This window comes from Microbacterium sp. NPDC055455, assembly GCF_053619935.1.
Window position 1 is genome coordinate 85,952 of the sequence record NZ_JBSHLB010000007.1, and the last position, 23,799, is coordinate 109,750.

The 23,799-nt window shown below is 72.0% G+C and carries 26 protein-coding genes; 15 read left to right on the forward strand and 11 right to left on the reverse strand.

Translation table 11 applies throughout. The features are described from left to right. Window positions 1–21 precede the first annotated feature (21 nt). From ACWGUG_RS16315 to ACWGUG_RS16330, 4 genes are all read left to right on the forward strand, one after another. Entirely contained in the window at window positions 22–807 is a 786-nt protein-coding gene (locus ACWGUG_RS16315; protein ID WP_452325298.1) for an isoprenyl transferase, read from the forward strand. 71 nt (window positions 808–878) lie between these two features. Next, window positions 879–2,009: an aminotransferase class V-fold PLP-dependent enzyme gene (locus tag ACWGUG_RS16320; RefSeq protein ID WP_452325299.1), complete on the forward strand. Its 1,131-nt coding sequence runs from the start codon at window positions 879–881 to the stop codon at window positions 2,007–2,009. 205 nt (window positions 2,010–2,214) lie between these two features. After that, window positions 2,215–3,570, forward strand: a complete 1,356-nt coding sequence (locus ACWGUG_RS16325) for a PhoH family protein (protein WP_452325300.1) — start codon at window positions 2,215–2,217, stop codon at window positions 3,568–3,570. Window positions 3,571–3,768: 198 nt separating this feature from the next. Further along, a complete protein-coding gene (locus ACWGUG_RS16330) occupies window positions 3,769–4,509 on the forward strand; it encodes a hypothetical protein (RefSeq protein ID WP_452325301.1) in 741 nt (246 codons plus the stop codon). A gap of 84 nt (window positions 4,510–4,593) precedes the next feature. Here ACWGUG_RS16330 and ACWGUG_RS16335 read toward each other — a convergent pair whose 3' ends face one another. Genes ACWGUG_RS16335 through xseA form a run of 7 tightly spaced genes read right to left on the reverse strand, consistent with a single transcriptional unit; the run spans window position 4,594 to window position 11,160 of the window. Further along, window positions 4,594–5,250 carry a response regulator transcription factor gene (locus tag ACWGUG_RS16335; protein ID WP_336396433.1) on the reverse strand — a complete coding sequence of 219 codons (657 nt, stop codon included), beginning with the start codon at window positions 5,248–5,250 and terminating at the stop codon, window positions 4,594–4,596. Further along, complete coding sequence (locus tag ACWGUG_RS16340) at window positions 5,247–6,755, reverse strand: ATP-binding protein (RefSeq protein WP_452325302.1); 1,509 nt, start codon at window positions 6,753–6,755, stop codon at window positions 5,247–5,249. The genes ACWGUG_RS16335 and ACWGUG_RS16340 overlap by 4 nt, the downstream gene beginning before the upstream one ends. A 47-nt stretch (window positions 6,756–6,802) precedes the next feature. Then, on the reverse strand, window positions 6,803–8,197 hold the full coding sequence (locus tag ACWGUG_RS16345) for a class II fumarate hydratase (RefSeq protein ID WP_336396431.1): 1,395 nt from the start codon (window positions 8,195–8,197) through the stop codon (window positions 6,803–6,805). Between the two features lie 48 nt (window positions 8,198–8,245). Next, the gene (locus ACWGUG_RS16350) at window positions 8,246–8,857 is read right to left on the reverse strand and encodes a carbonic anhydrase (protein WP_378882122.1); all 612 of its coding nucleotides are present in this window, start codon (window positions 8,855–8,857) and stop codon (window positions 8,246–8,248) included. A 35-nt stretch (window positions 8,858–8,892) separates the two neighbouring features. Next, window positions 8,893–9,540 (reverse strand): DUF4245 family protein, encoded by a 648-nt coding sequence (locus tag ACWGUG_RS16355; RefSeq protein WP_336396429.1) that lies wholly within the window; start codon window positions 9,538–9,540, stop codon window positions 8,893–8,895. After that, a complete protein-coding gene (locus ACWGUG_RS16360) occupies window positions 9,540–9,797 on the reverse strand; it encodes an exodeoxyribonuclease VII small subunit (RefSeq protein WP_452325303.1) in 258 nt (85 codons plus the stop codon). Before ACWGUG_RS16360 ends, ACWGUG_RS16355 begins: the two co-directional genes overlap by 1 nt. Before the next feature lie 10 nt (window positions 9,798–9,807). After that, window positions 9,808–11,160 (reverse strand): exodeoxyribonuclease VII large subunit, encoded by a 1,353-nt coding sequence (xseA, locus tag ACWGUG_RS16365; RefSeq protein WP_452325304.1) that lies wholly within the window; start codon window positions 11,158–11,160, stop codon window positions 9,808–9,810. Between the two features lie 153 nt (window positions 11,161–11,313). On the opposite strand from xseA, the gene ACWGUG_RS16370 reads away from it, so the two are divergent. From ACWGUG_RS16370 to ACWGUG_RS16385, 4 genes are all read left to right on the forward strand, one after another. Further along, window positions 11,314–12,354, forward strand: coding sequence for a 4-hydroxy-3-methylbut-2-enyl diphosphate reductase (locus ACWGUG_RS16370; protein ID WP_336396763.1), 1,041 nt, complete (start codon window positions 11,314–11,316; stop codon window positions 12,352–12,354). Beyond that, window positions 12,351–12,917, forward strand: coding sequence for a DUF6264 family protein (locus tag ACWGUG_RS16375; RefSeq protein ID WP_336396426.1), 567 nt, complete (start codon window positions 12,351–12,353; stop codon window positions 12,915–12,917). Before ACWGUG_RS16370 ends, ACWGUG_RS16375 begins: the two co-directional genes overlap by 4 nt. 131 nt (window positions 12,918–13,048) lie before the next feature. Then, window positions 13,049–13,639, forward strand: coding sequence for a sigma-70 family RNA polymerase sigma factor (locus ACWGUG_RS16380; RefSeq protein ID WP_336396425.1), 591 nt, complete (start codon window positions 13,049–13,051; stop codon window positions 13,637–13,639). Between the two features lie 40 nt (window positions 13,640–13,679). Continuing rightward, window positions 13,680–14,231: an MOSC domain-containing protein gene (locus ACWGUG_RS16385; RefSeq protein ID WP_336396424.1), complete on the forward strand. Its 552-nt coding sequence runs from the start codon at window positions 13,680–13,682 to the stop codon at window positions 14,229–14,231. Window positions 14,232–14,296: 65 nt separating this feature from the next. Here ACWGUG_RS16385 and fbaA read toward each other — a convergent pair whose 3' ends face one another. Continuing rightward, window positions 14,297–15,328, reverse strand: a complete 1,032-nt coding sequence (gene fbaA / locus ACWGUG_RS16390) for a class II fructose-bisphosphate aldolase (RefSeq protein WP_336396423.1) — start codon at window positions 15,326–15,328, stop codon at window positions 14,297–14,299. Between the two features lie 194 nt (window positions 15,329–15,522). Here fbaA and glpX point away from each other — a divergent pair, with 194 nt between their 5' ends. Further along, the gene (gene glpX, locus ACWGUG_RS16395; protein ID WP_336396422.1) at window positions 15,523–16,512 is read left to right on the forward strand and encodes a class II fructose-bisphosphatase; all 990 of its coding nucleotides are present in this window, start codon (window positions 15,523–15,525) and stop codon (window positions 16,510–16,512) included. 177 nt (window positions 16,513–16,689) lie between these two features. Further along, window positions 16,690–16,905, forward strand: coding sequence for a UDP-N-acetylmuramyl pentapeptide phosphotransferase (locus ACWGUG_RS16400; RefSeq protein WP_336396421.1), 216 nt, complete (start codon window positions 16,690–16,692; stop codon window positions 16,903–16,905). A gap of 28 nt (window positions 16,906–16,933) precedes the next feature. Here ACWGUG_RS16400 and ACWGUG_RS16405 read toward each other — a convergent pair whose 3' ends face one another. Both ACWGUG_RS16405 and ACWGUG_RS16410 read right to left on the reverse strand, forming a co-directional pair. Beyond that, window positions 16,934–18,253: a DNA recombination protein RmuC gene (locus ACWGUG_RS16405; RefSeq protein WP_452325305.1), complete on the reverse strand. Its 1,320-nt coding sequence runs from the start codon at window positions 18,251–18,253 to the stop codon at window positions 16,934–16,936. Window positions 18,254–18,310: 57 nt separating this feature from the next. Next, complete coding sequence (locus tag ACWGUG_RS16410) at window positions 18,311–18,913, reverse strand: 3'-5' exonuclease (protein ID WP_336396419.1); 603 nt, start codon at window positions 18,911–18,913, stop codon at window positions 18,311–18,313. Window positions 18,914–19,000: 87 nt separating this feature from the next. On the opposite strand from ACWGUG_RS16410, the gene ACWGUG_RS16415 reads away from it, so the two are divergent. Then, entirely contained in the window at window positions 19,001–19,759 is a 759-nt protein-coding gene (locus ACWGUG_RS16415) for a class I SAM-dependent methyltransferase (RefSeq protein ID WP_452325306.1), read from the forward strand. A gap of 25 nt (window positions 19,760–19,784) precedes the next feature. Here the strand turns inward: ACWGUG_RS16415 and ACWGUG_RS16420 are convergent, their stop codons facing one another. Continuing rightward, window positions 19,785–20,441, reverse strand: coding sequence for a methyltransferase domain-containing protein (locus ACWGUG_RS16420; RefSeq protein ID WP_452325307.1), 657 nt, complete (start codon window positions 20,439–20,441; stop codon window positions 19,785–19,787). A 95-nt stretch (window positions 20,442–20,536) separates the two neighbouring features. Here ACWGUG_RS16420 and ychF point away from each other — a divergent pair, with 95 nt between their 5' ends. The 4 genes from ychF to ACWGUG_RS16440 all read left to right on the forward strand — a co-directional run bounded on the left by ychF (window position 20,537) and on the right by ACWGUG_RS16440 (window position 23,797). Beyond that, window positions 20,537–21,610: a redox-regulated ATPase YchF gene (gene ychF, locus ACWGUG_RS16425; RefSeq protein ID WP_378881406.1), complete on the forward strand. Its 1,074-nt coding sequence runs from the start codon at window positions 20,537–20,539 to the stop codon at window positions 21,608–21,610. Between the two features lie 42 nt (window positions 21,611–21,652). Beyond that, on the forward strand, window positions 21,653–22,342 hold the full coding sequence (locus tag ACWGUG_RS16430) for an alpha/beta fold hydrolase (protein WP_452325308.1): 690 nt from the start codon (window positions 21,653–21,655) through the stop codon (window positions 22,340–22,342). Between the two features lie 52 nt (window positions 22,343–22,394). Further along, the gene (locus ACWGUG_RS16435; RefSeq protein WP_336396414.1) at window positions 22,395–22,985 is read left to right on the forward strand and encodes a class I SAM-dependent methyltransferase; all 591 of its coding nucleotides are present in this window, start codon (window positions 22,395–22,397) and stop codon (window positions 22,983–22,985) included. A 107-nt stretch (window positions 22,986–23,092) separates the two neighbouring features. After that, on the forward strand, window positions 23,093–23,797 hold the full coding sequence (locus ACWGUG_RS16440) for a phosphatase PAP2 family protein (protein WP_452325309.1): 705 nt from the start codon (window positions 23,093–23,095) through the stop codon (window positions 23,795–23,797). Window positions 23,798–23,799 lie beyond the last annotated feature (2 nt).

Below are 23,799 nucleotides of genomic sequence, written 5' to 3' on the forward strand. Positions count from 1 at the left end.
CCCGCGGGGTAGCGTAGGCGTGTGGCGCGCGGTTCGACGAACGAAGGCAGAGGACCTCTCTACCGCCTCTACATCAACCGCCTGCGCCGGCGGCTGGACCCCGCGTCCGTGCCGCATCACCTCGCGATGATGATCGACGGGAACCGCCGGTGGGCCAAGCAGCTCGGCTACGACTCCGCCGCGCACGGCCACCGTGCCGGTGCGGCGAAGATGAAGGAGTTCCTGCGCTGGTGCGACGACGTCGGCATCCGCGTCGTCTCGCTCTACCTGCTCTCCAACGACAATCTCCGCAAGCGCGACTCGCGCGAGCTGTCCGACCTCATCGAGATCATCGCCGAACTCGCCGACGAGCTCTCGCACGAGCGCGACTGGGGGGTGAAGCACGTCGGTCGCGCCGACGCGCTCCCCGAGGACCTCGCGCGCGTGCTGGCCGATGTGGAGGCGCGCACGCGCGGCAACGCAGGCATGCACGTGAACCTCGCGGTCGGCTACGGCGGGCGGGGCGAGATCGTCGACGCGGTCCGCAGCATCATCGCCAAGCACGACCAGGAGGGCGGCTCGCTCGAGCAGCTGGCCGCGAGCCTCACCCCCGAGCAGATCGGGGAGCACCTGTACACCGGCGGCCAGCCCGACCCCGACCTCGTGATCCGCACCTCGGGGGAGCAGCGCCTGAGCGACTTCCTGCTGTGGCAGTCCGCCCATTCGGAGTTCTACTTCGTCGAGGCACTGGGGCCCGATCTGCGCGAGGTCGACTTCCTCCGCGCGATCCGTGACTTCGGCTCGCGGGACCGCCGCTACGGCGGCTGAACCGAACCGGATCCGCTGCGCCGTTTCGCGCACAGGCGGGCGCGGGGGCTGTGCGCCGGCGCTCTGCCAGAATGATCCGCGTGACCGATCTGGACCCCTACCTGGCGTCGTTCGACGCCGAGCCGGGCTACCTGGACTGGGCGGCGTTCGGCCCGCTGTCGCCGGCGGTGCGCAGCGAGGCGCAGGGCGACACCGAGCTGCTGGGCACCGGCCGCCGCACGAGCATCCAGCTCGTCGCGGACCACGTCCGGGAGGCCCGCGAGCTGGTCGCAGAGCTCCTCGGCGCCCAGGCCGACCAGGTGGTGCTGCAGCCGTCCACCACGTACGGCCTCATGCACGCCGTCTACGGTCTGGCAGGGGGGCTCCTGCTCAGCCGGGCGGAGTTCCCGAGCCTCACGGTGGCGGCGGCCCGGGCGTCCGACGCGCTGGGATCGCTGCAGCTGCAGTGGGTCGATCCCGTCGGAGGGTTCATGACGCCCGATGCCGTCCGGTCGGCGGTCACCGACGAGACGCGCGCCGTCGCGGTGAGCCTCGTCGACTTCCGCACCGGCTACCGCACCGACCTGACGGCGCTGCGCGAGGTGATCGGCGATCGGCTCCTCATCGTCGACGCCGTCCAGGGATTCGGCATGATCGAGGCCGACTACGCCGCGGCCGACGTCGTGTGCGGCCACGGCTACAAGTGGCTCCGCGCCGGCCGCGGCACCGGGTTCGCCTGGTTCGGCGAGCGAGCGCTGGCGCGCATCGCGCCGGTGCTCTCCGGCTTCCGCGGCGTCGACGGCGACCTCCCGCTCGACACGGTGCCCGCGCCGTCGGCCTCATCCCAGGCCTTCTCGGTCTCCGGCCCCGACACGCTGGCCGCCGCCCGACTCGCGACGGCGCTGCGCGAGATCGCCGATGCCGGAGTCCGCAGCATCGAGTCGGTGCTGGCGGATCGAGCCGCCGACGTCATGTTCTTCGCCGACCGCTACGGGATCCCCGTGGTCACCCCCCGCGATCGCGGGCGCCGGGCCGGCATCGTGACGCTGGAGCCGGAGCCGCGGGACGCCGCGGCGCTGGCGGCATCCCTCGCCAACCACGGCCTCACCGTGACGGCCCGCGGCGGGCGGATCCGCGTGTCGCCCCACGTCGGCACCGGCGCCGACACACTGCGGCTGTTCGGCGACGCACTGGCCGCGTTCTCGTCGGCACGCGTCTGGTGACCGCCTGCCCGGTGCGGACGCTGCGGCATCCGTTCACCGAGACGTCACGAGATTCGGGCGTGTCGGGGCGGGCCGGTGTCGCAGGGGAGTCGTAGCGTGATCGCATCGGGCAAGGAGCCCGGTCGAGTCGGCCTCACGGATCGCGACTCGTGACCCCTGGTCGACTCGTAACTGCCGGGTGAACCACCCGGGGCGGGAGTGGGTTGTGACCACACGAGCACCACACGAGCAGCGCCGTCAGGGCCTCGGGCAGGTCGCCGGATCCGATCAGGATCTGCGCACCTACGTTCTGGACACCTCCGTGCTGCTGAGCGATCCTCGGGCGTTCTTCCGGTTCGCCGAACACAGCGTCGTGATCCCCGTGGTGGTGGTCACGGAGCTCGAGGGGAAGCGGCACGACCCCGAGATCGGATACTTCGCCCGGCAGGCCCTGCGCCATCTCGACGAGCTGCGCGTCGAGCACGGACGCCTCGACTTCCCCGTCCCGGTGGGCACCGGCGGCACCCTCCGCGTCGAGCTGAACAACACCGACGCCTCGGTGCTGCCGTCCGGAATGCGCCTCGGCGACAACGACAGCCGCATCCTCGCCGTCGCGATGAACCTCGCCCAGGACGGGCAGGAGGTCACCGTCGTCTCGAAGGACCTCCCGATGCGCGTCAAAGCGGCGTCGCTCGGCATCACCGCCGAGGAGTACCTCGCCGAGCAGGCGGTCGACTCCGGGTGGACGGGCATCTGCGACCTCGACGTGTCGGGCGATGACATCTCCGACCTGTACGAGAGCGAGGTGGCCGCCAGCGAAGAGGTGCGCGGTCTGCCGGTGAACACGGGACTCATCATCCACTCCGAGCGCGGGTCCGCCCTGGGCCGGGTCGTCGGTGACGGCGAGTACCGGCTGGTCCGCGGCGACCGCGAGGTCTTCGGGCTCCACGGTCGCTCGGCGGAGCAGCGCATCGCCATCGACCTTCTGCTCGACCCCGAGGTCGGCATCGTGTCGCTGGGCGGACGGGCAGGAACCGGCAAGTCCGCGATCGCGCTGTGCGCCGCCCTCGAGGCGGTGCTCGAGCGTCAGCAGCAGCGGAAGATCATCGTCTTCCGGCCGCTGTTCGCCGTCGGCGGCCAGGAGCTCGGCTACCTTCCGGGGGATCAGCAGGAGAAGATGAACCCCTGGGGCCAGGCGGTGTTCGACACCCTCGGATCCGTCGTGTCGGCCAATGTGCTCGACGAGGTCATCGAGCGCGGGCTTCTGGAGGTGCTGCCGCTGACCCACATCCGCGGGCGCTCCCTCCACGACGCGTTCGTGATCGTGGACGAGGCGCAGTCGCTCGAGCGCAACGTGCTGCTGACGGTCCTGAGCCGCATCGGGCAGAACTCGCGCGTCGTGCTCACGCACGACGTCGGGCAGCGCGACAATCTGCGCGTGGGCCGCCACGACGGAGTCGCGTCGGTCATCGAGACGCTCAAGGGGCACGCGCTCTTCGGTCACGTGACGCTCGTCCGCTCGGAGCGTTCGGCGATCGCGGCGCTGGTCACGGACCTGCTGGAGGCCGGCGAGCTCGCCTGAGCAGCGCAAGATCGACCGTGGGCATACTGGGGACGGGATGCCACATCCCGCCCCCGGTGGCCGGCCGACGGTCCGCGCCCGTCATCCTCGGTGAGGATGAGAAGAGTCTCATGCCTCTCGGCGCTCCCGCGTCGGCCCGTCTGCGACGATGGAAGGCGGACATCGACGCCGCTCGCGCACGGAAGGCAGGACAACGACGTGGACGGACGCACGGGGCTCGTGATCGGCGGTCTGACCGCTGTCGCAGCGAGCGTCGCCGTGGTGACCGCCGTCGCGCTGACCAACACCGCTGCGCTGCAGGATTCCCCGGGTGCCACCGTCACGGCCGGCCGCATCCTCGTGCCCGCCGCCGCATCGCCGACCACGGCCACGCCGCAGGCACCCCGGCCCACGCCTGACACCGCACCCACGGCGGCGCCGGACGCGACCGCACCGTCGCGGGCCGAGATCGTCGAGGCCCCGGCCCCGGTGGTCGTGGACCGCGCGGATGCCGATCCTGCGGCGACCGTCTCGATTCCGGATGCCGCCGTCCCGGCGCCCGCGGACGACCTCGAGTCGGTCGTCGCGGCCGGGAAGACCTCGGGCTCGTGGGACGCCGTCCGCGCGTGGGCGACAGCCCAGGGCTGGTCCGCCGGGCGCATCGACGCGCTGGTGGCGCGCCTGGAACGCGAGCAGACCGCAGAGAAGGGCCAGGGCCCCGACGCGCCCGCACCGGGCGACTCCGGCAGCGACCAGCAGCAGCTCGTCGGTTCGGAGGCCGAGCGTCGCATGGCACCGGCTCCGCAGCCGTCGAGCGCAACCCATGACGTCGGAGAGGCTGAGAACCCCTCCCACGCACAGCGTCCCGCACACGCGGGCTCGAACGTCGGGCACGGCGGTGACGCCGATCCCGACGCGAAGAAGGGCCAGTCGCGCAATCCCCCAGACAAGCGCGACTGATGATGGCCGGATCCCCCAGTCCGGCCTTTCACAGCCCCCGGTGTCCCCCAGCACCGGGGGCTTCTTCGTGCCCGCGGGTGCGATTCACTCCCAGCGGTAGCCCGCGCCTCGGACCGTGACGATGTGGTCCGAGCCGAGCTTTCCGCGCAGGTAGCGCACGTACACGTCGACGACGTTCGAGCCCGGGTCGAAGTCCAGCCCCCACACCCGGCTGAGCAGCTGCTCGCGACTGAGCACTCGGCCCGGGTTGCGCAGGAACTGCTCGGCCAGGGCGAACTCGCGGGCCGAGAGGTCCACTTCGCGCCCTGCCACCGTGGCGCGGCGCGCCAGGATGTCCAGCGTGACGTCGCCGCGCGAGATCGACACGCCGGGCTGCGGGACGCTCTCGCGCAGGCGCGAGCGGACGCGGGCGAGGAGCTCTTCGAACGTGAACGGCTTGGGCACGTAGTCGTTCGCGCCGGCATCCAGACCGGCCACCGTGTCGCGCGTGCTCGACCGCGCGGTGAGCATGATCACGGGGACCGCCGAGCCGCGGGCGCGAAGCTCTCGCAGCACCTCGAACCCGTCCATCGTCGGCAGGCCGACATCCAGCAGCACGAGGTCGCCGTCGCCGCGGAGCGCCGCCTCAAGGCCCTCCGGGCCGTCCTCGACCACGAGCGTCTCGTACCCCGCGGATTCCAGGCCGCGACTGACGAACGCGGCGATCCGCGGCTCGTCCTCGATGATGAGGATCTTCGTCATCCCGATGCCTCCCGTTGCAGAACGACATCCCCCGCGCGCACGGGCGCCGGAAGATCGGCCTCCGTCGGAGGCAGGTGGATCGTGAAGGTGGCGCCGCCCCCGCGGGTGTCGGTCACCGAGCAGTGCCCGCCGTGGCCCTTGGCGATCGCGTCGACGATCGCGAGTCCGAGCCCCGATCCTCCCACGGAGCGCTTGACGTGCGCGCGGTTGAACCGCTGGAAGATCCGCGTCCGCGAGGCTGCGGGGATGCCGGGCCCGTGATCGCGCACCCACAGGCTGGCGCCGGTGGCGTCGTGCGCGCTGCCGATCTCGATGGGGCTGCCGGCGGGCGTGTACTTCGCGGCGTTGTCGGCGAGCTGCAGCCAGGCCTGGAGCAGGCGGTCCTGATCGCCGACGGTGATGCCCTCGGCGATCGCCTCGACGCGCCAGGTGTGGCCGGGGATCACCGCCACCAGCTCACCGACGCGAGCCGTCAGCGCACCGAGGTCGACCTCGGCGAGCGTGTAGGACTCGGCCTCGGCCGCCGCCAGCACGTCGATGTCCTCCACCAGGCGGGCCAGCCGATCGAGCTCGGCGATGCCGATCTCCCGCGCGGCCGCGACGTCGCCGGCGTCCGTGGGATCCATGAGCTCCAGGTGCCCGCGGACGATCGTGATCGGCGTCTTGAGCTCATGCCGCACGTCGTCCAGAAGCTGACGCTGTCCGTCCACCGAGCCCTCGAGCCGGTCGAGCATGGAGTTGACGGTGCGGGAGAGGTCGGCGATGTCGTCGTTGCCCTGGGGCTCCAGCCGCAGTGACAGGTCGCTGATCGAGATCGCGTCGGCGGTGTCACGCAGGTGGCGGATCGGCGACAGCAGGCGCCCCGTCACGAACCACCCCACGATGCCGATCGCGCCGAGCACCGCGACCGCCGCGATCACGTAGGTCGCCATGGCCGTGGTCACCGGCTGCAGCTCCGCCCCGAGGTCGACCGCGCGCACGTAGAGGCCCTGCCGGGGGTCTCCGGGCATCGAGACGGGGATCGCGATGTACCGGATCGAGCGCTCGTCGGTGACCGCCGTGCCGCGCTTCGTCTCGCCGCCGCTGGTCTCGGCGACGACGCGATCGATGAACTCCTGATCGTCCGCGATGCGGAAGCCCGAGAACGTCGACGGAACCCAGCGCGGGGCGCCGTCCAGGAGTGCCAGCGACGCCTCGTTGCGCGCCGGCACGAGCCGGGCCACGACGGCGTAGAGGTAGTCGTCGACGGTCTCGTAGTCGTCGGGGTCGAGCTGTTCCGCGGCCGCCGAGGCGCCGCCGGACGCCCCGGAGGCGCCGGAGTCCTCGGCCAGCGTGGTCAGGGCGGCCACCTGCGTCCGCAGCCGTTCGTTCACGCCGGAGATCGCCTGCTCCCGTTGCACCAGGAACGTCACGCTGCCCACGATCGCCAGGCCCACGCACGCGACCGCGAGGATCGCTGCGAGGATCCTGACGCGCGCGGGGATCGGGCGAGGCGTGCGGGCCATGCCCTGATTATCCCGCCCTGGCACGTCATCCGGCACGGGAGGCCGGCTCAGCCCGGGTGCGTCATCGACAGCAGGTCCAGCTTCTCGTCGAGCTGCTCGATGGTGAGCTCGCCGCGCTCCACGTAGCCGAGGTCGATGACCGCCTCGCGCACGGTGATCCCCTTGGCGACGGAGTGCTTGGCGATCTTCGCGGCGGCTTCGTATCCGATGAGCTTGTTCAGCGGCGTGACGATCGAGGGCGACATGCCGGCATAGGCCGCGGCGCGCTCGACATCAGCCCGGAGTCCGGAGATCGTCCGGTCGGCGAGCAGTCGCGAAGCGTTGGCGAGCAGCTCGATCGACTCGAGCACCGCGGTGCCCATGACGGGTATCGCCACGTTGAGCTCGAAGGAACCGGACGCGCCCGCCCAGGCGACGGTGGCGTCGTTGCCGATGACGCGCGCGCAGACCATGAGCGTCGCCTCGGGCACGACGGGGTTGACCTTGCCCGGCATGATCGACGAGCCGGGCTGCAGGTCGGGGATGTGCAGCTCGCCGAGGCCCGTGTTCGGCCCGGAGCCCATCCAGCGCAGGTCGTTGTTGATCTTGGTGAGCGATACGGCGATGGTGCGCAGGGCGCCGGATGCCTCGACCAGGCCGTCACGGTTGGCCTGGGCCTCGAAGTGGTCCTTGGCCTCGGTGATGGGAAGCTCGGTGTCGGCGACGATCAGTTCGATGACCCGCTGCGGGAAGCCCAGCGGGGTGTTGATGCCGGTGCCGACCGCGGTGCCGCCCAGCGGCACCTCCGCGACGCGGGGGAGGACGGCCTGCACACGCTCGATGCCGAGACGCATCTGGCGCGCGTAGCCCCCGAACTCCTGGCCCAGCGTGACGGGCGTGGCATCCATGAGGTGCGTGCGTCCCGACTTCACGACGGTCTTCCACTCCTCGGCCTTCGCCTCCAGCGCGACCGCGAGGTGGTCGAGCGCGGGGATGAGATCGTCGATGAGCTCCTGCGTCACGGCGATGTGCACGGACGTGGGGAAGACGTCGTTCGACGACTGCGAGGCGTTGACGTGGTCGTTGGGGTGCACCGTGGCCCCGAGCGACTGCGTCGCGAGGGTCGCGAGGACCTCGTTCATGTTCATGTTCGACGACGTGCCGCTGCCGGTCTGGTAGACGTCGATCGGGAACTGATCCGCGAACTCGCCGGCGATGATGCGGTCGGCGGCGCCGGCGATCGCGTCGGCGATCGCGCCGTCCAGCGTGCCCAGCTCCTTGTTCGCCTGTGCGGCGGCCTTCTTGATGCGCGCGAGGGCGACGATCTGCGCCGCCTCGAGCGGGTCGCCCGAGATCGGGAAGTTCTCGACGGCGCGCTGCGTCTGCGCAGCGTAGAGCGCGTTCTTGGGGACCCGCACCTCGCCCATGGTGTCGTGCTCGATGCGGTACTCGGTGTCGGTCACGTCGTCGTTCCTCACGTGTCGGTACTGGGGGTGGGGAGATCTGGGGGCTCAGGACGGCTGCGTGATGCCGACCATGACGTCGGGAATCGCGGTGCCCTCGGCGAGCCGGTAGTTGGCGCCGACGATCGCGAGCCTGCCCTCTGCGACGGCCTCGCTGATGAGCTCCGAGGAGTGGAGCAGGTCGGCGACGGTGTCGCGCAGGTGCTCGCGTCCGACCTCCTCGGCGTCGATGGTGTCGGGAACGACGCCGTCGACGGCCGTCTGGCGCTGCACGCGCCGCACCGCGGGGACGATCGGCGAGATGAGCCGCCAGATGTGAGGCGGCAGGGGGGCGGCATCCATGTCGATGCTGTCGATCGCGGCCCGCACGGCGCCGCACGCGTCGTGTCCGAGCACCACGATCAGCGGCACCTCGAGCACGGCGACCGCGTACTCGAGGCTGCCCACGACGGAGTCGGAGATGACCTGTCCGGCGTTGCGCACCACGAAGAGATCGCCCAGGCCCTTGTCGAAGATGATCTCGGCGGCCAGCCGGGAGTCGGAGCATCCGAACAGCGCCGCCCGGGGACGCTGGCCGTCGGCGAGCGTGTGACGGGTGTCGACGTCTTGGCGCGGATGCCGGGGCTCACCGGCGACGAACCGCGCGTTGCCCCTCTCCATCTCGTGCCAGACCTTCGCGGGTGTGAGCTGGTCGGTCACTCGGCCTCCTCGCGCAGTGCGGTGATCTGATCGGTCACGGAGCGCGCCGTCTCTTCGAGCGCGTCGTCGGGGGCGGTGCCGTAGATGAGCACCGTGTCGGGTCCTGCGTCCGTGGCGATCGCGACCGAGATGTTCCCGGTGCGATCGGGGTCGAGCTCGTAGCGGTCCCACGTGATTCCGTCGATGGTGACGGTGTCCTGGGGGGCAGCGCCGGAGAGCACGCGCGCCGGCCACGACTCATCGGCATCGAAGCCCTGGGCGACGCGCAGGAATCCGCGGTCGTCGACGCCCGAGGGGGCGTAGACCACGGTGAACGCGCGCACCGAGCCGCTGCCCTCGATGCCGGCCTTGTTGACCGTCCATCCGTCCGCCAGCTCGGGCGCGATGACCACGCGATCCTCGGAGCTCGAGACGCGCTCGGCGACCGCCGCGACGTCGATGGGCTCGCGCGCGGGCGGCGTGCCCCGGGGGACGGCGAACATGATCACCACCACGACGCCCAGCGTCACCAGGAGCGCGGCGACCAGGTTGCGGACGTTCTGACTCGAACGGTAGACCCGGGACGACTCGGCTTTGCGCGCCGCCGTCTCGTCGGGGGTCTCCGGACGGCCGAGCTCCGCCACGATCCGCGGTTCGCGTGCCATCACGCGCCGCCGTTCTCGTCGGTGCGGCGGACGCCGGGGTCGCCCGTGGCACGGGCGGCCTCCAGCCGGCGCTTGGCGCCGAGGAGCCACTCCTCGCAGCGGGCCGCGAGGGCCTCGCCGCGCTCCCACAGAGCGAGCGAGTGCTCGAGGGTCGGTGCGCCCTGCTCGAGTTCGGCGACGACGCGGACGAGCTCGTCGCGCGCCTGCTCGAACGAGAGGGTCGCGACGTCGCTGGGGGCGCCGCTCGACTCGGTCATGGCCCCCAGTCTAGTTCGGCGCGGGGACGGCCCCGGACTTCTGGGGGTCGCCGGCGGACGCCCCGCCCGGCTCGCCGCCGGCCGGGGAGGCGCCCTCGGCCACCTCGCCCTCCGAGCGGGCAGCGAACGACCCGCGTCCGACGGTGACCACGACGGGAGTCGATGCCGGAGCCTGCGTGGCATCGCGCACGATGACACCGTCGGCGAGGTGTGCGATGGCGTACCCGCGAGCGAGGGTGGAGGCGGGGGAGAGCGCGCGCAGCGTCGCACGCAGCTCGGCCGTGCGCCGCTCGTGGACCTGCACCGCCCGGTCGACCCGCTCCCGGCCCCGCGCGGCGAGCAGCTCCACCTCGTGCGCGCGCGAGGTGAGCAGCGACTCCGGCGAGCGCAGCGCGGGCCGGGAGCGCAGCTGCTCCAGCTGCGCGATGTCGTGGCCGATGCGCTGCGTCAGGCGCGTCGTCAGCCGTGCGCGCAGCTGGGCGACGAGGGCGCGCTGCTCGGCGACGTCCGGCACGACCCGTTTGGCGGCGTCGGTCGGGGTCGACGCCCTCAGGTCCGCGACGTCGTCGAGGAGGGGGTGGTCGTTCTCGTGGCCGATCGCGCTCACGACGGGGGTGGACGCGGCAGCCACGGCACGGAGGAGGCGCTCGTCGCTGAACCCGAGGAGGGTCTGCGGATCGCCGCCGCCGCGCGCGATGATGATGACGTCGACGTCGGGTGCGGCATCCAGCGCCTTCAGCGCGGCGATCGTCTCGGGGACGCATCGGTCGCCCTGCACCGCGGCGTACTTCGTGCGGAACCGCACCTGCGGCCAACGCAGCTCGGCGTTGCGGTGGACGTCCTTCTCGGCGTCGGAGTTCTCGCCGGTGATGAGGCCGATGAGGTGGGGCAGGAAGGGCAGCGCCTTCTTGCGCGACGGGTCGAACAGCCCCTCGCCGCGCAGCTGCACGCGGAGCCGCTCGAGCCGCTCGAGCTGGTCGCCCAGTCCGACGTGGCGCATCGCCGAGACGCTGAAGCCGAAGTCGCCGTTCTTGACGAAGTAGTCGGCCTTGACGCACGTGATGACGTGGTCGCCGACCTTGAGGTCGCCGGGCAGCCGGTCCCGCGTGGACGCCCAGACGCGGAACGAGATCGTCGCATCGGTGACGAGGTCCTTGAGGCGACCGAACACGTTGCCGCCGCGCTGGTTCCACGCGGTGATCTCGCCCTCGACCCACACCGAGCCCCAGGTCTGCACGAATCCGCGGATCGTGTCGTTGAGGCGGGCGACCGAGGTCGGCGCCTGCGCGGTGGAGTCCCGGGGCCGCACCGAGTCGGCCGGCGGCGGCTCGCCGGGGACGACGGCGGGCTGGAAGGAGGTCATGCGGTCCTTTCATGCCCGGCCGTGGGTGCCCGCGGATGGGACCGCGGCGGCACGGGCTCCGCGCCGAGGCCCCGCTCAGGAGGCCGCCCGTAGAATCGTGGGGTGAGCACCAGCACCGTGGGATCGACCCGTGTGAGCCATGCCCCTGTGAGCATGCCCGTCCCGCGCATCCCGAGGCGGCGCGAACCGCTCCAGGATATCGCCGTACCCGGACAGAAGAAGGTGCTGCTGGCGTCTCCGCGCGGATACTGCGCGGGTGTCGACCGGGCGGTCATCGCCGTCGAGAAGGCGCTGGAGCGCTTCGGTGCGCCGGTGTACGTGCGCAAGCAGATCGTGCACAACATCCACGTCGTGACCGAGCTCGAGGCGAAGGGCGCGATTTTCGTCGAGGAGGTCGACGAAGTCCCCGAGGGGGCGCACGTGGTGTTCAGCGCTCACGGGGTGTCGCCCGCCGTCGTGAACGCGGCATCCGATCGGGGCCTGCGAGCGATCGACGCGACCTGCCCGCTCGTGACGAAGGTGCACCGCGAGGCGGTGCGCTTCGCACGCGACGACTTCGAGATCCTCCTCATCGGCCACGTCGGCCACGAGGAGGTAGAGGGCACCGCGGGCGAGGCGCCCGACCACGTCACGATCGTGAACTCGCCCGACGAGGCCGACACGATCGAGGTGCGCGACCCGTCGAAGGTCGTGTGGCTGTCGCAGACGACTCTCTCGGTCGACGAGACCATGGAGACGGTGCGGCGCCTGCGGGCGCGCTTCCCGCAGCTGCAGGATCCGCCGTCGGACGACATCTGCTACGCGACGCAGAACCGACAGGTCGCGATCAAGAAGGTCGCGAAGGACGCCGACCTCGTCATCGTGGTCGGCTCGGCGAACTCCTCGAACAGCGTGCGGCTCGTCGAGGTCGCGTTGGAGTACGGCGCGAAGGCCGCCTACCGCGTGGACTACGCCGACGAGGTCGAGCAGGCGTGGCTCGAGGGCGTCGAGACGGTCGGCGTCACCAGCGGCGCATCCGTCCCCGACGTGCTCGTCCAGGAAGTGCTGCGCGACCTCGCGGCCGCCGGCTACGGCGAGGTCGAGGAGGTCCGGACGGCGGAGGAGGATCTGATGTTCTCCCTGCCCAAGGAGCTGCGGCAGGATGCCGCCGGCAGGCGCGACGAGCGCGCCATCGGTGGCCGGAGCCGCTCGTGACCGACCCGGCCCGTCACACCGACCCGCGGCCCCGGCCGCAGTACGGGGAGTACGCGACGGCCGAGGAGCAGCGCGCCCGCATCCAGGAGCCGGCCCCCTGGCAGCTGCCCACGACGGCGCCTGCGGTCGCCGAAGCGCCGGTTCCGAGCCCCGCGTCGCCGGCGCCTGCTGCGCCGCGGCGCCCGCGGACGGTCGACCGCATCGTCACATTCGCGCTGCTCGCCTACGGTCTCATCAGCGTCGTCTCCGCCTTCCCGGCCTACACGGACTACGGCGGGTATGCCGAGATGGTGCTCGGCCTGATGGGGGTGGACGCGCAGCTCTCCGACCCGGCCGCCGGCCGCCCGTGGGGGATCGCCGCGGCGCTCGTGCTCGCCGTCGGATGGATCCTCACACTGCTCGTCTCCCTCTGGAGCCTGCGCAAGGGCCGGCTCACCTGGTGGATCCCGCTCGTCGCCGGTGTCGTGTTCTCCTTCGCGGCGGGCGCGCTGATGATGGTGCCGATCGTCAACGACCCGGCGGTGTGGCAGGCCCTCGTCGACAGCGCCGGCGGCGCGCGCTGATCGTCCGCGACGTGCAGCCGTGCGCGCGTGGACCGCGGCCGGGTCCATACTCGGTGTGACGGACGGGCGCGGCGGCTGGTCAGGCTGACACCGCGGGCGCCGCGTCTTCCGTCTCCTGCGGGAGGTGAGGGATGCTGCACGACAGCGTGGAACGACGGCGGAGCGCCGACAGCCGCGACGCGGAGCGCCTGGCCGCGCTCTACGACGAGCAGGCGGCGCCGGTGTGGCGCTACGTCGTGCACCTCACGGGTGATCGCGCCGGCGCGGACGACATCGTGCAGGAGACGCTGCTGAGGGCGTGGCGCACGCCCAGGATCCTCGAGGAGGACCCGTCGGCGACGAGGTCGTGGATGTTCACCGTGGCCCGGCACCTCGTGGTCGACGAGGCCCGCAGCGCGCACCGGAGACGCGAGATCGGCGTCGCCGAGGTCCCGGAGCGCGTCGTGCCCGACGCCATCGACGCGCTGTTCGAGGCGATCCTGATCGGGGAGGCGCTGGCCGCGCTGACGATCGAGCACCGGTCGGTCGTGGTCCGGGCGTACTACCGCGGAATGTCGGTCGCCGAGATGGCCGGCGAGCTGGAGGTCCCCGAGGGGACGGTGAAGTCCCGCCTGCACTACGGCCTGCGCGCCCTGCGCCGGACGCTGCAGGAGAAGGGCGTGACGCCGGATCGGGCCGACGCCCTCCTCCCGCCGCCGGGCGGCGAAGACCCGCCGGGGTGAACGATGCGCTCGCCCGGCGCCGGCTGGCTACGATGAGCGGATGCCCCGCATCGTCGCCGTCTGCGCCGTCCGACAGCTCCGACCCGACGCCGGCACCAACGGCGTGACCGCGATCGACAAGGGCGCCGTGGACGGACCGGTGCGCGTCGGGCCGTACGGCGTGCGCGGCGACGTCCAGGCCAACCGGAAGCACCACGGCGGGCTCGACAAGGCGCTCTACGCCTATGCGCAGGAGGACGCCGCCTTCTGGGAGTCCGAGCTCGGCCGCAGCCTTCCGCCCGGCTGGTTCGGTGAGAACCTCCGCGTCGAAGGGCTCGACGTGAACGCCGCGCTCATCGGCGAGCGCTGGCGGATCGGCGAGCGGGTCGAGGTCGAGGTCACGATGCCGCGAACGCCCTGCCAGACCTTCGCCCGGTGGGTGGGCGGCCCGGCGGCGCGCGGGTGGGTCAGGCGGTTCTCGGCCGAGCGCCGGCTCGGCCCGTACCTGCGCGTGGTCCGCAGCGGAACGGTCCGGGCCGGTGACGAGGTGGTCGTGATCCACCGCCCGGACGGCGCGCCCGGCCTGCTGGAGCGCTACGTCGATCCCGTGTAGACGACGGATGCCGCGACGCCGCGCCCATCAGGGCGCGATGCCGCGGCATCCGCTGGAATCGTGCGTCAGGCTGCCAGGCTCTTGCCGTGCGAGCCGAGCTGCCGGGTGGCCTCCACGACGCGGGCGGCCATCGCCGACTCGGCGACCTTGCCCCACGCGCGCGGGTCGTAGGCCTTCTTGTTGCCCACCTCGCCGTCGACCTTCAGCACGCCGTCGTAGTTCGAGAACATGAATCCGGCGACCGACCGGGTGAAGGCGTACTGGGTGTCGGTGTCGATGTTCATCTTGACGACGCCGTTGGCGACGGCGAGCGCGATCTCGTCGTCGGACGAGCCGCTGCCGCCATGGAAGACGAGGTCGAGGGGCTTGGGGCCGGTGCCGAACTTCGCCGCGATGCCCTCCTGGATCTCGCCCAGGAGCTCGGGACGCAGCTTGACGTTGCCCGGCTTGTAGACGCCGTGGACGTTGCCGAACGTGAGGGCCGAGATGTACCGGCCGTTCTCGCCGAGCCCCAGCGCCTCGACCGCCTTCGTCACGTCGGCGACCGTCGTGTACAGCGCGTCGTTCGAGCCCTCGTGCTGGACGCCGTCCTCTTCGCCTCCGACGACGCCGATCTCGACCTCGAGGATGGCGTTGATGTTCTTGAGGCGGGGGAGCAGGTCCTTGGCGATCTCGATGTTCTCGTCGAGCGGCACGGCCGAGCCGTCCCACATGTGCGACTGGAAGATCGGGTTGCGCCCCGCCTTGACCTCCTCCTCGGAGGCCTCGATGAGCGGGAGCACGAAGTCGGCCAGCGCCGGCTTCGGGCAGTGGTCGGTGTGGAGTGCCACCGTGATCGGGTAGCTCTTGGCGACCTCGGTGGCGAACTTCGCGAAGGCGAGGGCGCCGGCGGCGCGGGCCTTGACGGTGTGACCGGCGAAGTAGTCGGCGCCGCCGGTGGTGACCTGGATGATGCCGTCCGAGCCGGCCTCGGTCAGGCCCTGCAGGACCGCGTTGATGGACTGCGAGCTCGAGACGTTGATGGCGGGATACGCGAAGCCACCGGCCTTCGCGCGATCCAGCATGTCGGCGTACTGCTCCGGGGTGGCGACGGGCATGGGTGCTCCCTGTTGATAGTGGCGGGCGTCACCGCAAACTCTATCGAAGGGGGGTCCACGCAGTGACGGATGCGTCCGCTCCCGTAAGGCCGGGAAATCCCCGTCCCTGCGATGACGGAAAGAATCGCGATTCCTTCACCGCTGTGCCACCGAAATCAGCGGGTCCGGGGCGGGATGCTGGCTAGGCTGACCGCATGGTGAGCCTGACCGCGGATATGAGTCCCCTCCACCCTGATCGCAACCTCGCCCTGGAGCTGGTGCGTGCGACCGAGGCGGCCGCGATCCGCGCCGTGCCGTTCATCGGCCGCGGGGCGAAGGAGGCCGCCGACGGCGCCGCCGTCGACGCGATGCGCGCGTTCTTCACCACCGTCAACTTCGACGGCACCATCGTCATCGGCGAAGGCGAGAAGGACGAAGCGCCGATGCTCTACAACGGCGAGCGGGTCGGCAACGGTCGCGGCCCCCGGGCGGACGTGGCCGTGGACCCCATCGACGGGACGTCGCTGACCGCGGCCGGACGCAACAATGCGCTGTCGGTGATCGCGGTGTCCGATCACGGCACGATGCTCGACGCGTCGAGCGTCTTCTACATGGACAAGCTCGTCACCGGCCCGGCCGGCGTCGGGGTCGTCGACATCCGCCTTCCCATCGGCGAGAACATCCGCCGGCTCGCCAAGGCGCTCGGCAAGCCCGTCGACGAGCTCGTCGTCTCGGTGCTGCACCGCCCGCGCCACGAGAAGCTGATCGACGAGATCCGCGAGGCGGGCGCGGGCACGCGCCTGATGAGCGACGGCGATGTCGCCGGCGGCATCAACGCCGCGCGTCACAACGCCCGCACCGACATGTGCGTGGGCATCGGCGGCAGCCCGGAGGGCATCGTCACCGCGTGCGCCATCAAGGCCCTCGGCGGGCACATCCAGGGGCGTCTGTGGCCGCGCAGCGACGAGGAGAGGCAGCGCGGCGTCGACGCGGGCCTCAAGCTCGACGACCACGTGTACGAGGCCGACGAGCTCGTCAAGGGCAACAACACGATCTTCGTCGCGACGGGTGTGACCGACGGCGCGCTGGTGGCCGGCGTGCGCCGCGAGGGCGGGTACGTGTACACCGAGAGCGTCGTGCTGCGCGGCGCCTCGGGCACGCTTCGCCGCATCACGTCGGAGCATCTCGTCTCCAAGTGGCTCTGAGCCGCGCCCGCCGCGCCCGACGATCGACGCGCCGGCATCCATCGGCGGGAGCCGTGTGACGGCTGTGACGGATGTTGTCGTTGTGATGCGTCCGTGACCCCGTCGCGACCGATCTCTGGCACAATCGAAGTGGTGCCGACGGAGACATCACAGTGTTTCCACGCGAGGAGTGTGACGATGGCCACGCAGCAGACCGGAGAGACCTCGTCGCCCCAGACCGGCGCGCACGCGGTCGTCGCCAATGCGGTCGACCCGGCTCGCCGCCCCGATGTGCTGCTGCGCGTGCGCCGCGACGAGGGCCACGAGATCAGCGCGTGGTGGATGATCGGCGCGTTCGTCGGCGTCTCCGCGGCCGTGATCGGGCTGCTGAGCTTCGTCCCCGGCGGTCACTGACCACCACCGCGCAGCGACTCCCGCGCATCTATTCGCGCGGTGAGGCGATCCGCGTCCGCACCTCGCCCAGCTCGGCGATGGCCGCCGGCGTCTCGGTGGCCTCGTCGCTGTCCGGCGTGGTGAGGGTGCCGTCGAGCAGCTCGGGGGCGGTGAGACGGCGCGGGGTCTTGTCGATGGTCGCGGGCTCGCTCACCGCGTCGAGCTTCGTCGCGTCGATGCCGGGGAACTTGCGGGCGCTCACCAGCACGCGGGTCTCGAGCGACCCGGCGAACCGGTTGTAGCTGTCGACGGTGCGCTCGATCGCGCGGCGGAGGTCGTCGGCGTGCGACGCGAGCGATCCGAGCCGCTCGTAGAGCTGGTTGCCGAGGTCGAACAGCGCCCGCGCCTCGTGCGAGACGTCCTGCTGCGTCCACGTGTACGCCACGGTCTTGAGGACCGCCCACAGGTTGACCGGCGAGGCCAGTGCCACCCGCTTGCCGAACGCGTAGTCCAGCAGCGCGGGATCCTCCTCCAGCGCCGCCGCCAGGAGCGACTCGCTCGGCAGGAAGCACACGACGAACTCGGGGCTCGACGACAGCCCGGCCCAGTACGTCTTCCGCGCGAGCGCGTCGACGTGCGAGCGTACGGCCTTGACGTGCCTGTCGAGGAGGGCGCGGCGCCGGGCCGCCTCCGCGCCCTGCGCGGTGAGCGGGATGGCGCTGGCTTCGAGGAAGGCGTCGAGCGGCACCTTCGCGTCGACGGCGATCGCCTTGTCGCCGGGCAGCCGGATCACCATGTCGGGACGGCCGGCGCCGGCATCCGTCGTGATCGATGTCTGCACGTCGAAGTCGACGTGACGGGTCAGGCCCGCCGCCTCGACGACGCGGCGCAGCTGCGTCTCGCCCCACACGCCGCGCGTGCTGCCCGAGCGCAGCGCGCTCGCGAGCGACTCGGTCGTGGCCCGCAGCGCCTCATCGGACTCGTGCGCGCGCCGAAGCTGCTCGGCCAGGGTGCCGAACTGCGTGTGACGGTCGCGCTCGAGCTCGTCGACCTTGACATGCATAGCGGCCAGGGTCTCCTGCACCGGGGCGAGGGCGCGGAGCACGGACTGCTCGCGGCGCTCGCGCTCCTCGCGCGCCGCCTGGTCGTGGCGAGCCTGCGCGGCCAGCTCGCGATAGAGCAGCTGCTGATGCTCGAGCTGAGCCTGCACGCCCTGGCGCCCGGCCTCGGACGCGGCCAGGTGCGCCGTCAGCTCGGCGTGCTGCCGCGCCGCGCGCGCCGCGCCGCGCGCGAGCCCCGCCGCCCACCCGGCGAGGGCCCCGACCACGATCCCGGCGATCACCACGGCACTGATCACGACTGCGTCCATGGCCTCAGCGTGCCCGATCCCTCCGACATCGCCGGGCACCGTGCCGGGGCATCCGCTCTAGGCGACCGCGAACGAGACAGCGGGAGCCTCCGCGACCGCGATCTGCGAGACCCGCACGCCGACGGCCGCGGCGAGGCCCTCGATGTCCGCCGCGCCGACGCGGTTCGCCGCGTCGATCATGACGTGGGCGCAGGCCAGGGCGTCCGCCGTGGCGTTGTGGTGGGGGAAGTCGGCGAAACCCGCCTCGGCGGCGACGAACGGCAGCCGGTACGAGTCCAGACGGTACACCTTGCGCGCCACCTGCAGGCTGCACGCGTAGCGGTAGGGCGGGCACTCGTCGCCGGTCGCGTCGCACGCGCGCTTGAGCACGGCCATGTCGAAGCCGGCGTTGTGGGCGACGAGGATGTCGTCGCCCGCGAAGGCGGCGAGATCGGCGAGCTGCCGCCCCCACGTGGCGGCGCCGGCCACATCCTCGGGCCGGATCCCGTGGATCCGCACGTTGAGCTCGAAGAAGACGTCGTGGCCCGCGGGCGGGCGGATCAGCCATCCGGCCTTGTCGACGATGCGCCCGTCGCGCACACGCACCAGCCCGACCGCGCACGCGGAGGCGTTGCTGGAGTTCGCCGTCTCGAAGTCGATCGCGGTGAAGTCCAGTGCCACGTCCCCAGACTCACCCGGACCCGCGCCGGCGGGGCGGAGGCGCGCCGGACGCGGGCCGCCGTCGCCACCGCGGCATAGGCTCGGACCATGGCCGGTCGCGAGGAGATGTCGCTGTCGTTCGGCGCCGCCGCCGGCGCGTACGAATCCGGGCGTCCGGACTATCCGCGCGAGGCGGTGGACTGGATGCTCGCGCCGGTGCGCGAGACGGGACGCGCGCTCCGTGTGGCGGACGTGGGCGCGGGGACCGGCAAGCTGACCCGCACCGTCGTCGAGGCAGGCGCCGAGGTGGTCGCGATCGACCCGGACCCGGCCATGCTCGCCGCGCTCCGGGAGCACGTGCGCGGCGTCCCCACCTTCGTGGGGACCGCAGAGCGGATGCCGCTTCCCGACCACAGCCTCGACGCGGTGCTGCTCGGTCAGGCCTGGCACTGGGTCGACCCGGCCGCGGCGTCCGCCGAGGCCGGACGCGTCCTGCGGGCGGGCGGCGTGCTGGGCCTCGCCTGGAACATCCGCGACGAGTCCGATCCGTGGGTCGCGCGCCTGACCGCCGCCCTGCACGGCTCCCACGCCGAGGAGATGCTCGCCGGGGACGGAGCGCAGGTCGCGTATCCGTTCGACGCGCTCGAGGCGCGCACGTGGACCTGGACGCGCTCGCTCACGCGGGCCGCACTGCTGGACATGGCGGCCTCGCGCAGCTATGTCATCACCGCGCCCGACGCGGACCGCGCCGCGATCCTCGCGGCGGTGTCGGCCCTCTTCGACGAGCGCCTGCTCACCGATGCCACCGGCGCCGAGGTGGTCGACCTGCCGTACGTCACCCGCGCGTTCCGCAGCATCCGTCCCTGAGCGCCGCGGAAGGAATGCCGCGCCGTCATCCCCGGACGGTGCCGACGACGTGCCAGGGGCCGCTGCGCTCGCGGTAGCGCGGCGCGAAGCCGTGGTGGACGAGGACGTCCTCCATCGCGCGCGGGTCGTGGGCGAAGGAGCGATACGGGTTGCCGGTCACCGTGTACAGCGCGTTGAGCGCGCGGGAGGCGACGCGCGTCCACAGCGCGTTCCCCGGGTGGCTGAAGACGACGGCGCGCCTGGCACGACCGGCGGCGGCGCGGAGCAGCCGCCGGTAGTCCGGATAGCAGCAGACCACGCGATGCAGCACGACGATGTCGGCCGGCTCGACGGCCTCGGGCGCACCGGCGAGGTCGACTCCGAGCATCCTCGTCGCCCTGTCCCGCAGTCCCGCTTCGTCGAGGAGCCGGAGGGCCTCGGGCTCGTACGCCGGCGACAGCTCGACGTTGGTGGTGCGGGCGGCGCCGGCCTTGAGCGCCTCGAGCTGGATGTCGCCGATGCCGCCGCCGATCTCGAGCACCGAGGCGCCCTCCAGCCCGGTCGTGCGGGCGAAGTCGAGGACGAGCCGTGCGCTGGGCGTCAGGCCGTCGCGCCGGTAGTCGCGCGCCAGGCGGCGGGCGAACCGGTCGCCGAACTCGCGGTCGTAGCCGTCGGGGGTGCGTGGCGCGCAGCACTCGTCCACGGGCTCAGTATCCCGCCGTCCTTCGGGCCCGGCAACGGCCCGGCCATCGCGGAGCGGCGGGGAGCGGCATCCGTCCCGAACTAGACTGGATGCCCGTGGCTCTCACCATCGGAATCGTCGGACTCCCGAACGTCGGCAAGTCGACCCTCTTCAACGCGCTGACCAAGAACCAGGTGCTCGCGGCGAACTACCCGTTCGCCACGATCGAGCCCAACATCGGCGTGGTCAACCTGCCCGACCCGCGACTGGACAAGCTCGCCGAGATCTTCTCGTCGGAGCGGATCCTCCCCGCAGCGGTGTCGTTCGTCGACATCGCCGGCATCGTCCGCGGGGCCAGCGAGGGCGAGGGGCTCGGGAACAAGTTCCTCGCGAACATCCGCGAAGCCGACGCCATCGCGCAGGTCGTGCGCGGCTTCGCCGACGACGACGTCGTGCACGTCGACGGCGCGGTGAACCCGCGCGGCGACATGGAGACGATCAACGCCGAGCTGCAGCTGGCCGACCTCGAGACGCTCGAGAAGGCGATCACGCGGTATGAGAAGGAGGTCAGGGGCCGCAAGCTCGACCCCGCCGTGCTCGCCGCGGCGACCGAGGCGAAGGACGCGCTCGAACGCGGCGTGCTGCTCTCGGCCTCGGGCATCGACCTCGCGCCGATCAAGGAGCTGGGCCTGCTGACCGCCAAGCCGTTCATCTTCGTCTTCAACGTGGACGAGGCCGTGCTGACGGATGCCTCCCGCAAGGCGGAGCTGGAAGCGCTGGTGGCCCCGGCCAAGGCCGTCTTCCTCGACGCGAAGATCGAGTCCGAGCTCATCGACCTCGACCCCGAGGACGCGGCGGAGCTGCTGGCCTCCACGGGCCAGGAGGAGTCCGGTCTCGATCAGCTCGCCCGCATCGGCTTCGACACGCTCGGCCTGCAGACCTACCTGACGGCGGGGCCCAAGGAGGCGCGCGCGTGGACCATCGGCAAGGGGTGGAAGGCCCCGCAGGCTGCCGGTGTGATCCACACGGACTTCGAGAAGGGCTTCATCAAGGCCGAGGTCATCTCGTTCGACGACCTGGTCGCGGCGGGATCGGTCGTCGAGGCGCGCGCCAAGGGGAAGGCGCGCCTCGAGGGCAAGGACTACGTCATGCAGGACGGCGACGTCGTCGAGTTCCGGTTCAACGTCTGAGCCCCCGACCCGCACCCGATCCGCCCTTCGAGAGGACAACCCGTGGCTGAAACCCAGATCTTCGAGCCCGACGGCCGGGCGATACCGTACGTCGACGAGCGCAGCGACGGTCCCGCGCTGGTGCTGCTGCCCGGCCAGGGCCTGAACATCAGCTATCTGGGTCCGCTCGCGCACGCCCTCGTGGAGGAGGACTTCCACGTCGTCCGCATCGGGCCGCGCCACCCCGCCACCGCCGCGGACGCCGAGGTGTCGCTGCACGACCTGGCGCAGGACGTCGTGGACGTGATGGCGCACGTCGGTCTCGCGGGCGCCTGGGTCGGCGGCCACGCGTTCGGCGGCACCGTGGCCCGCACGGTGGCACTGGATCACCCCGGCCGCGTCAACGGCGTGCTGCTGCTGGGCGTCGAGGGCGCGGTGGCGACCGACGAGCTGGCCGCCGGCGACTCCGACGTCCCCGCGCAGGCGCGCGACGGCGACGTGGTCGCGATGCAGCGCGCGGCACAGGCGTCGACGCCCGATGTGGAGTGGTCCACGCTCCCGCCCGCGCTCCCCGTGCTCGTCATCCAGGGCACGGAGGATCGCCTCACGCCGCCGGCGAACGGCCAGGCCCTCCAGGCGTCCGCCCCCGACCGGGTGAGCGTGACCACCGTCGAGGGCGGCGGGCACCTGTTCCCCGTCACCCACATCGGCGCGACGGCGTGGCCCATCGAGGACTACCTCGACTGGGACTGACCCGTCGTCCGCCGGTGCCGGAAAGGACCGCGGCGACTGCCAGGCTGTGACGATGTCGGATTCAGCGATGTGGGACGCCGAGGCCGCGACCTTCGACGACGCCGTCGACCACGGGCTGCGGCATCCGGTCGCCCGTGAGGCCTGGCGGGCGCTGCTGGTGTCGCTCGTCGGAGAGCGGCGCTCGAGGATCGCCGACCTCGGGTGCGGCACCGGGACGCTGTCGGTGCTGCTCGCCGAGCTCGGCCACGAGGTCACGGGCCTCGACTTCTCGCCGTCGATGATCCAGCGGGCGCGGGAGAAGAGCCGCACCGCCGGCGCGGACGCGACGTTCGTGTGCGCGGACGCCTCGGCTCCGCCGCTCCCGGTGGCGCACTTCGACGTCGTGCTCAGCCGTCACGTGCTGTGGGCGATGACCGTCCCCGCCCAGGCTCTGCGCAACTGGGCCGACCTGCTGCGGCCGGACGGCAGGATCGTCCTCATCGAGGGGCGGTGGCACACGGGCGCGGGGATGACCGCCGAGGACGCGCGCCGGCTGGTCGCTGCGAGCGGTCTCCAGGAGGGCTCGCTCCGGGAGCTCCCGGACGCCGAGCTGTGGGGCGGGCCGATCGCCGACGAGCGATACGCACTGACGGCGTCCCGCTGACGGACGGCGTCCCGCTGAATCGCGGGCCCTATAGCCAGCCCGCCGCGACGACGCAAGAGTGTGGGCACAACTTCGCGCCCGCGCCCTTCGGGTCGACAATGGTGTCCGTGGCGGAGGACCAGGAGCAGCAGGGCGGGCAGTCCGCCCTCGCACCCGTGCCCACCGAGCCGCTGCCGCACCCCGACCCGCACCGCGGCACCGTCCTCGTGGTGGGCGTGTGCGCCGCCGTGGCCTTCGTCGTGCTCCGGTTCATCGTCGCGCTGGGCGGGCACGAGCCCCTCGCCCTCGACATCTGGTGGCAGGCGCTGATGATCGACATCACGACGGACGCGGGGCTGATCCTGGCCTGGATCCCCGCGGTCGTCGGCGGCACGATCGGAATGATCGTGATCGGCATCCTCTTGGTCGCCGTATTCCTGTGGCGCAGGCGTCCATGGGATGCGGCGAACATGGCGCTCGCGATCGTCACCGTCGTGGCGATCGGCGCGCCGATGGCCGCGATCATCGCGCGCGTCCGCCCGGAGAACTCGCTGGCCGAGAGCGTGCCGACCTCGTTCCCCTCCGGCCACACGGCCGTCGCGACGACCGTCGCCGTGACGCTGGGCCTGCTGCTCAGGCGCTGGTACGTGTGGGTGGCCGGCGCATGCTGGGTGGTCTACATGATGTGGAGCCGCACATACCTGCACGCGCACTGGGTCAGTGACGTGGTGGCGGGCATGCTCGAGGGCGTCGCCGTCGCCACGCTGGTGTGGTGCTTCATGCACGCGCTGCGCATCCGCAGGGCCCAGTCGTCGGTCTCGCGAGATACATGAGT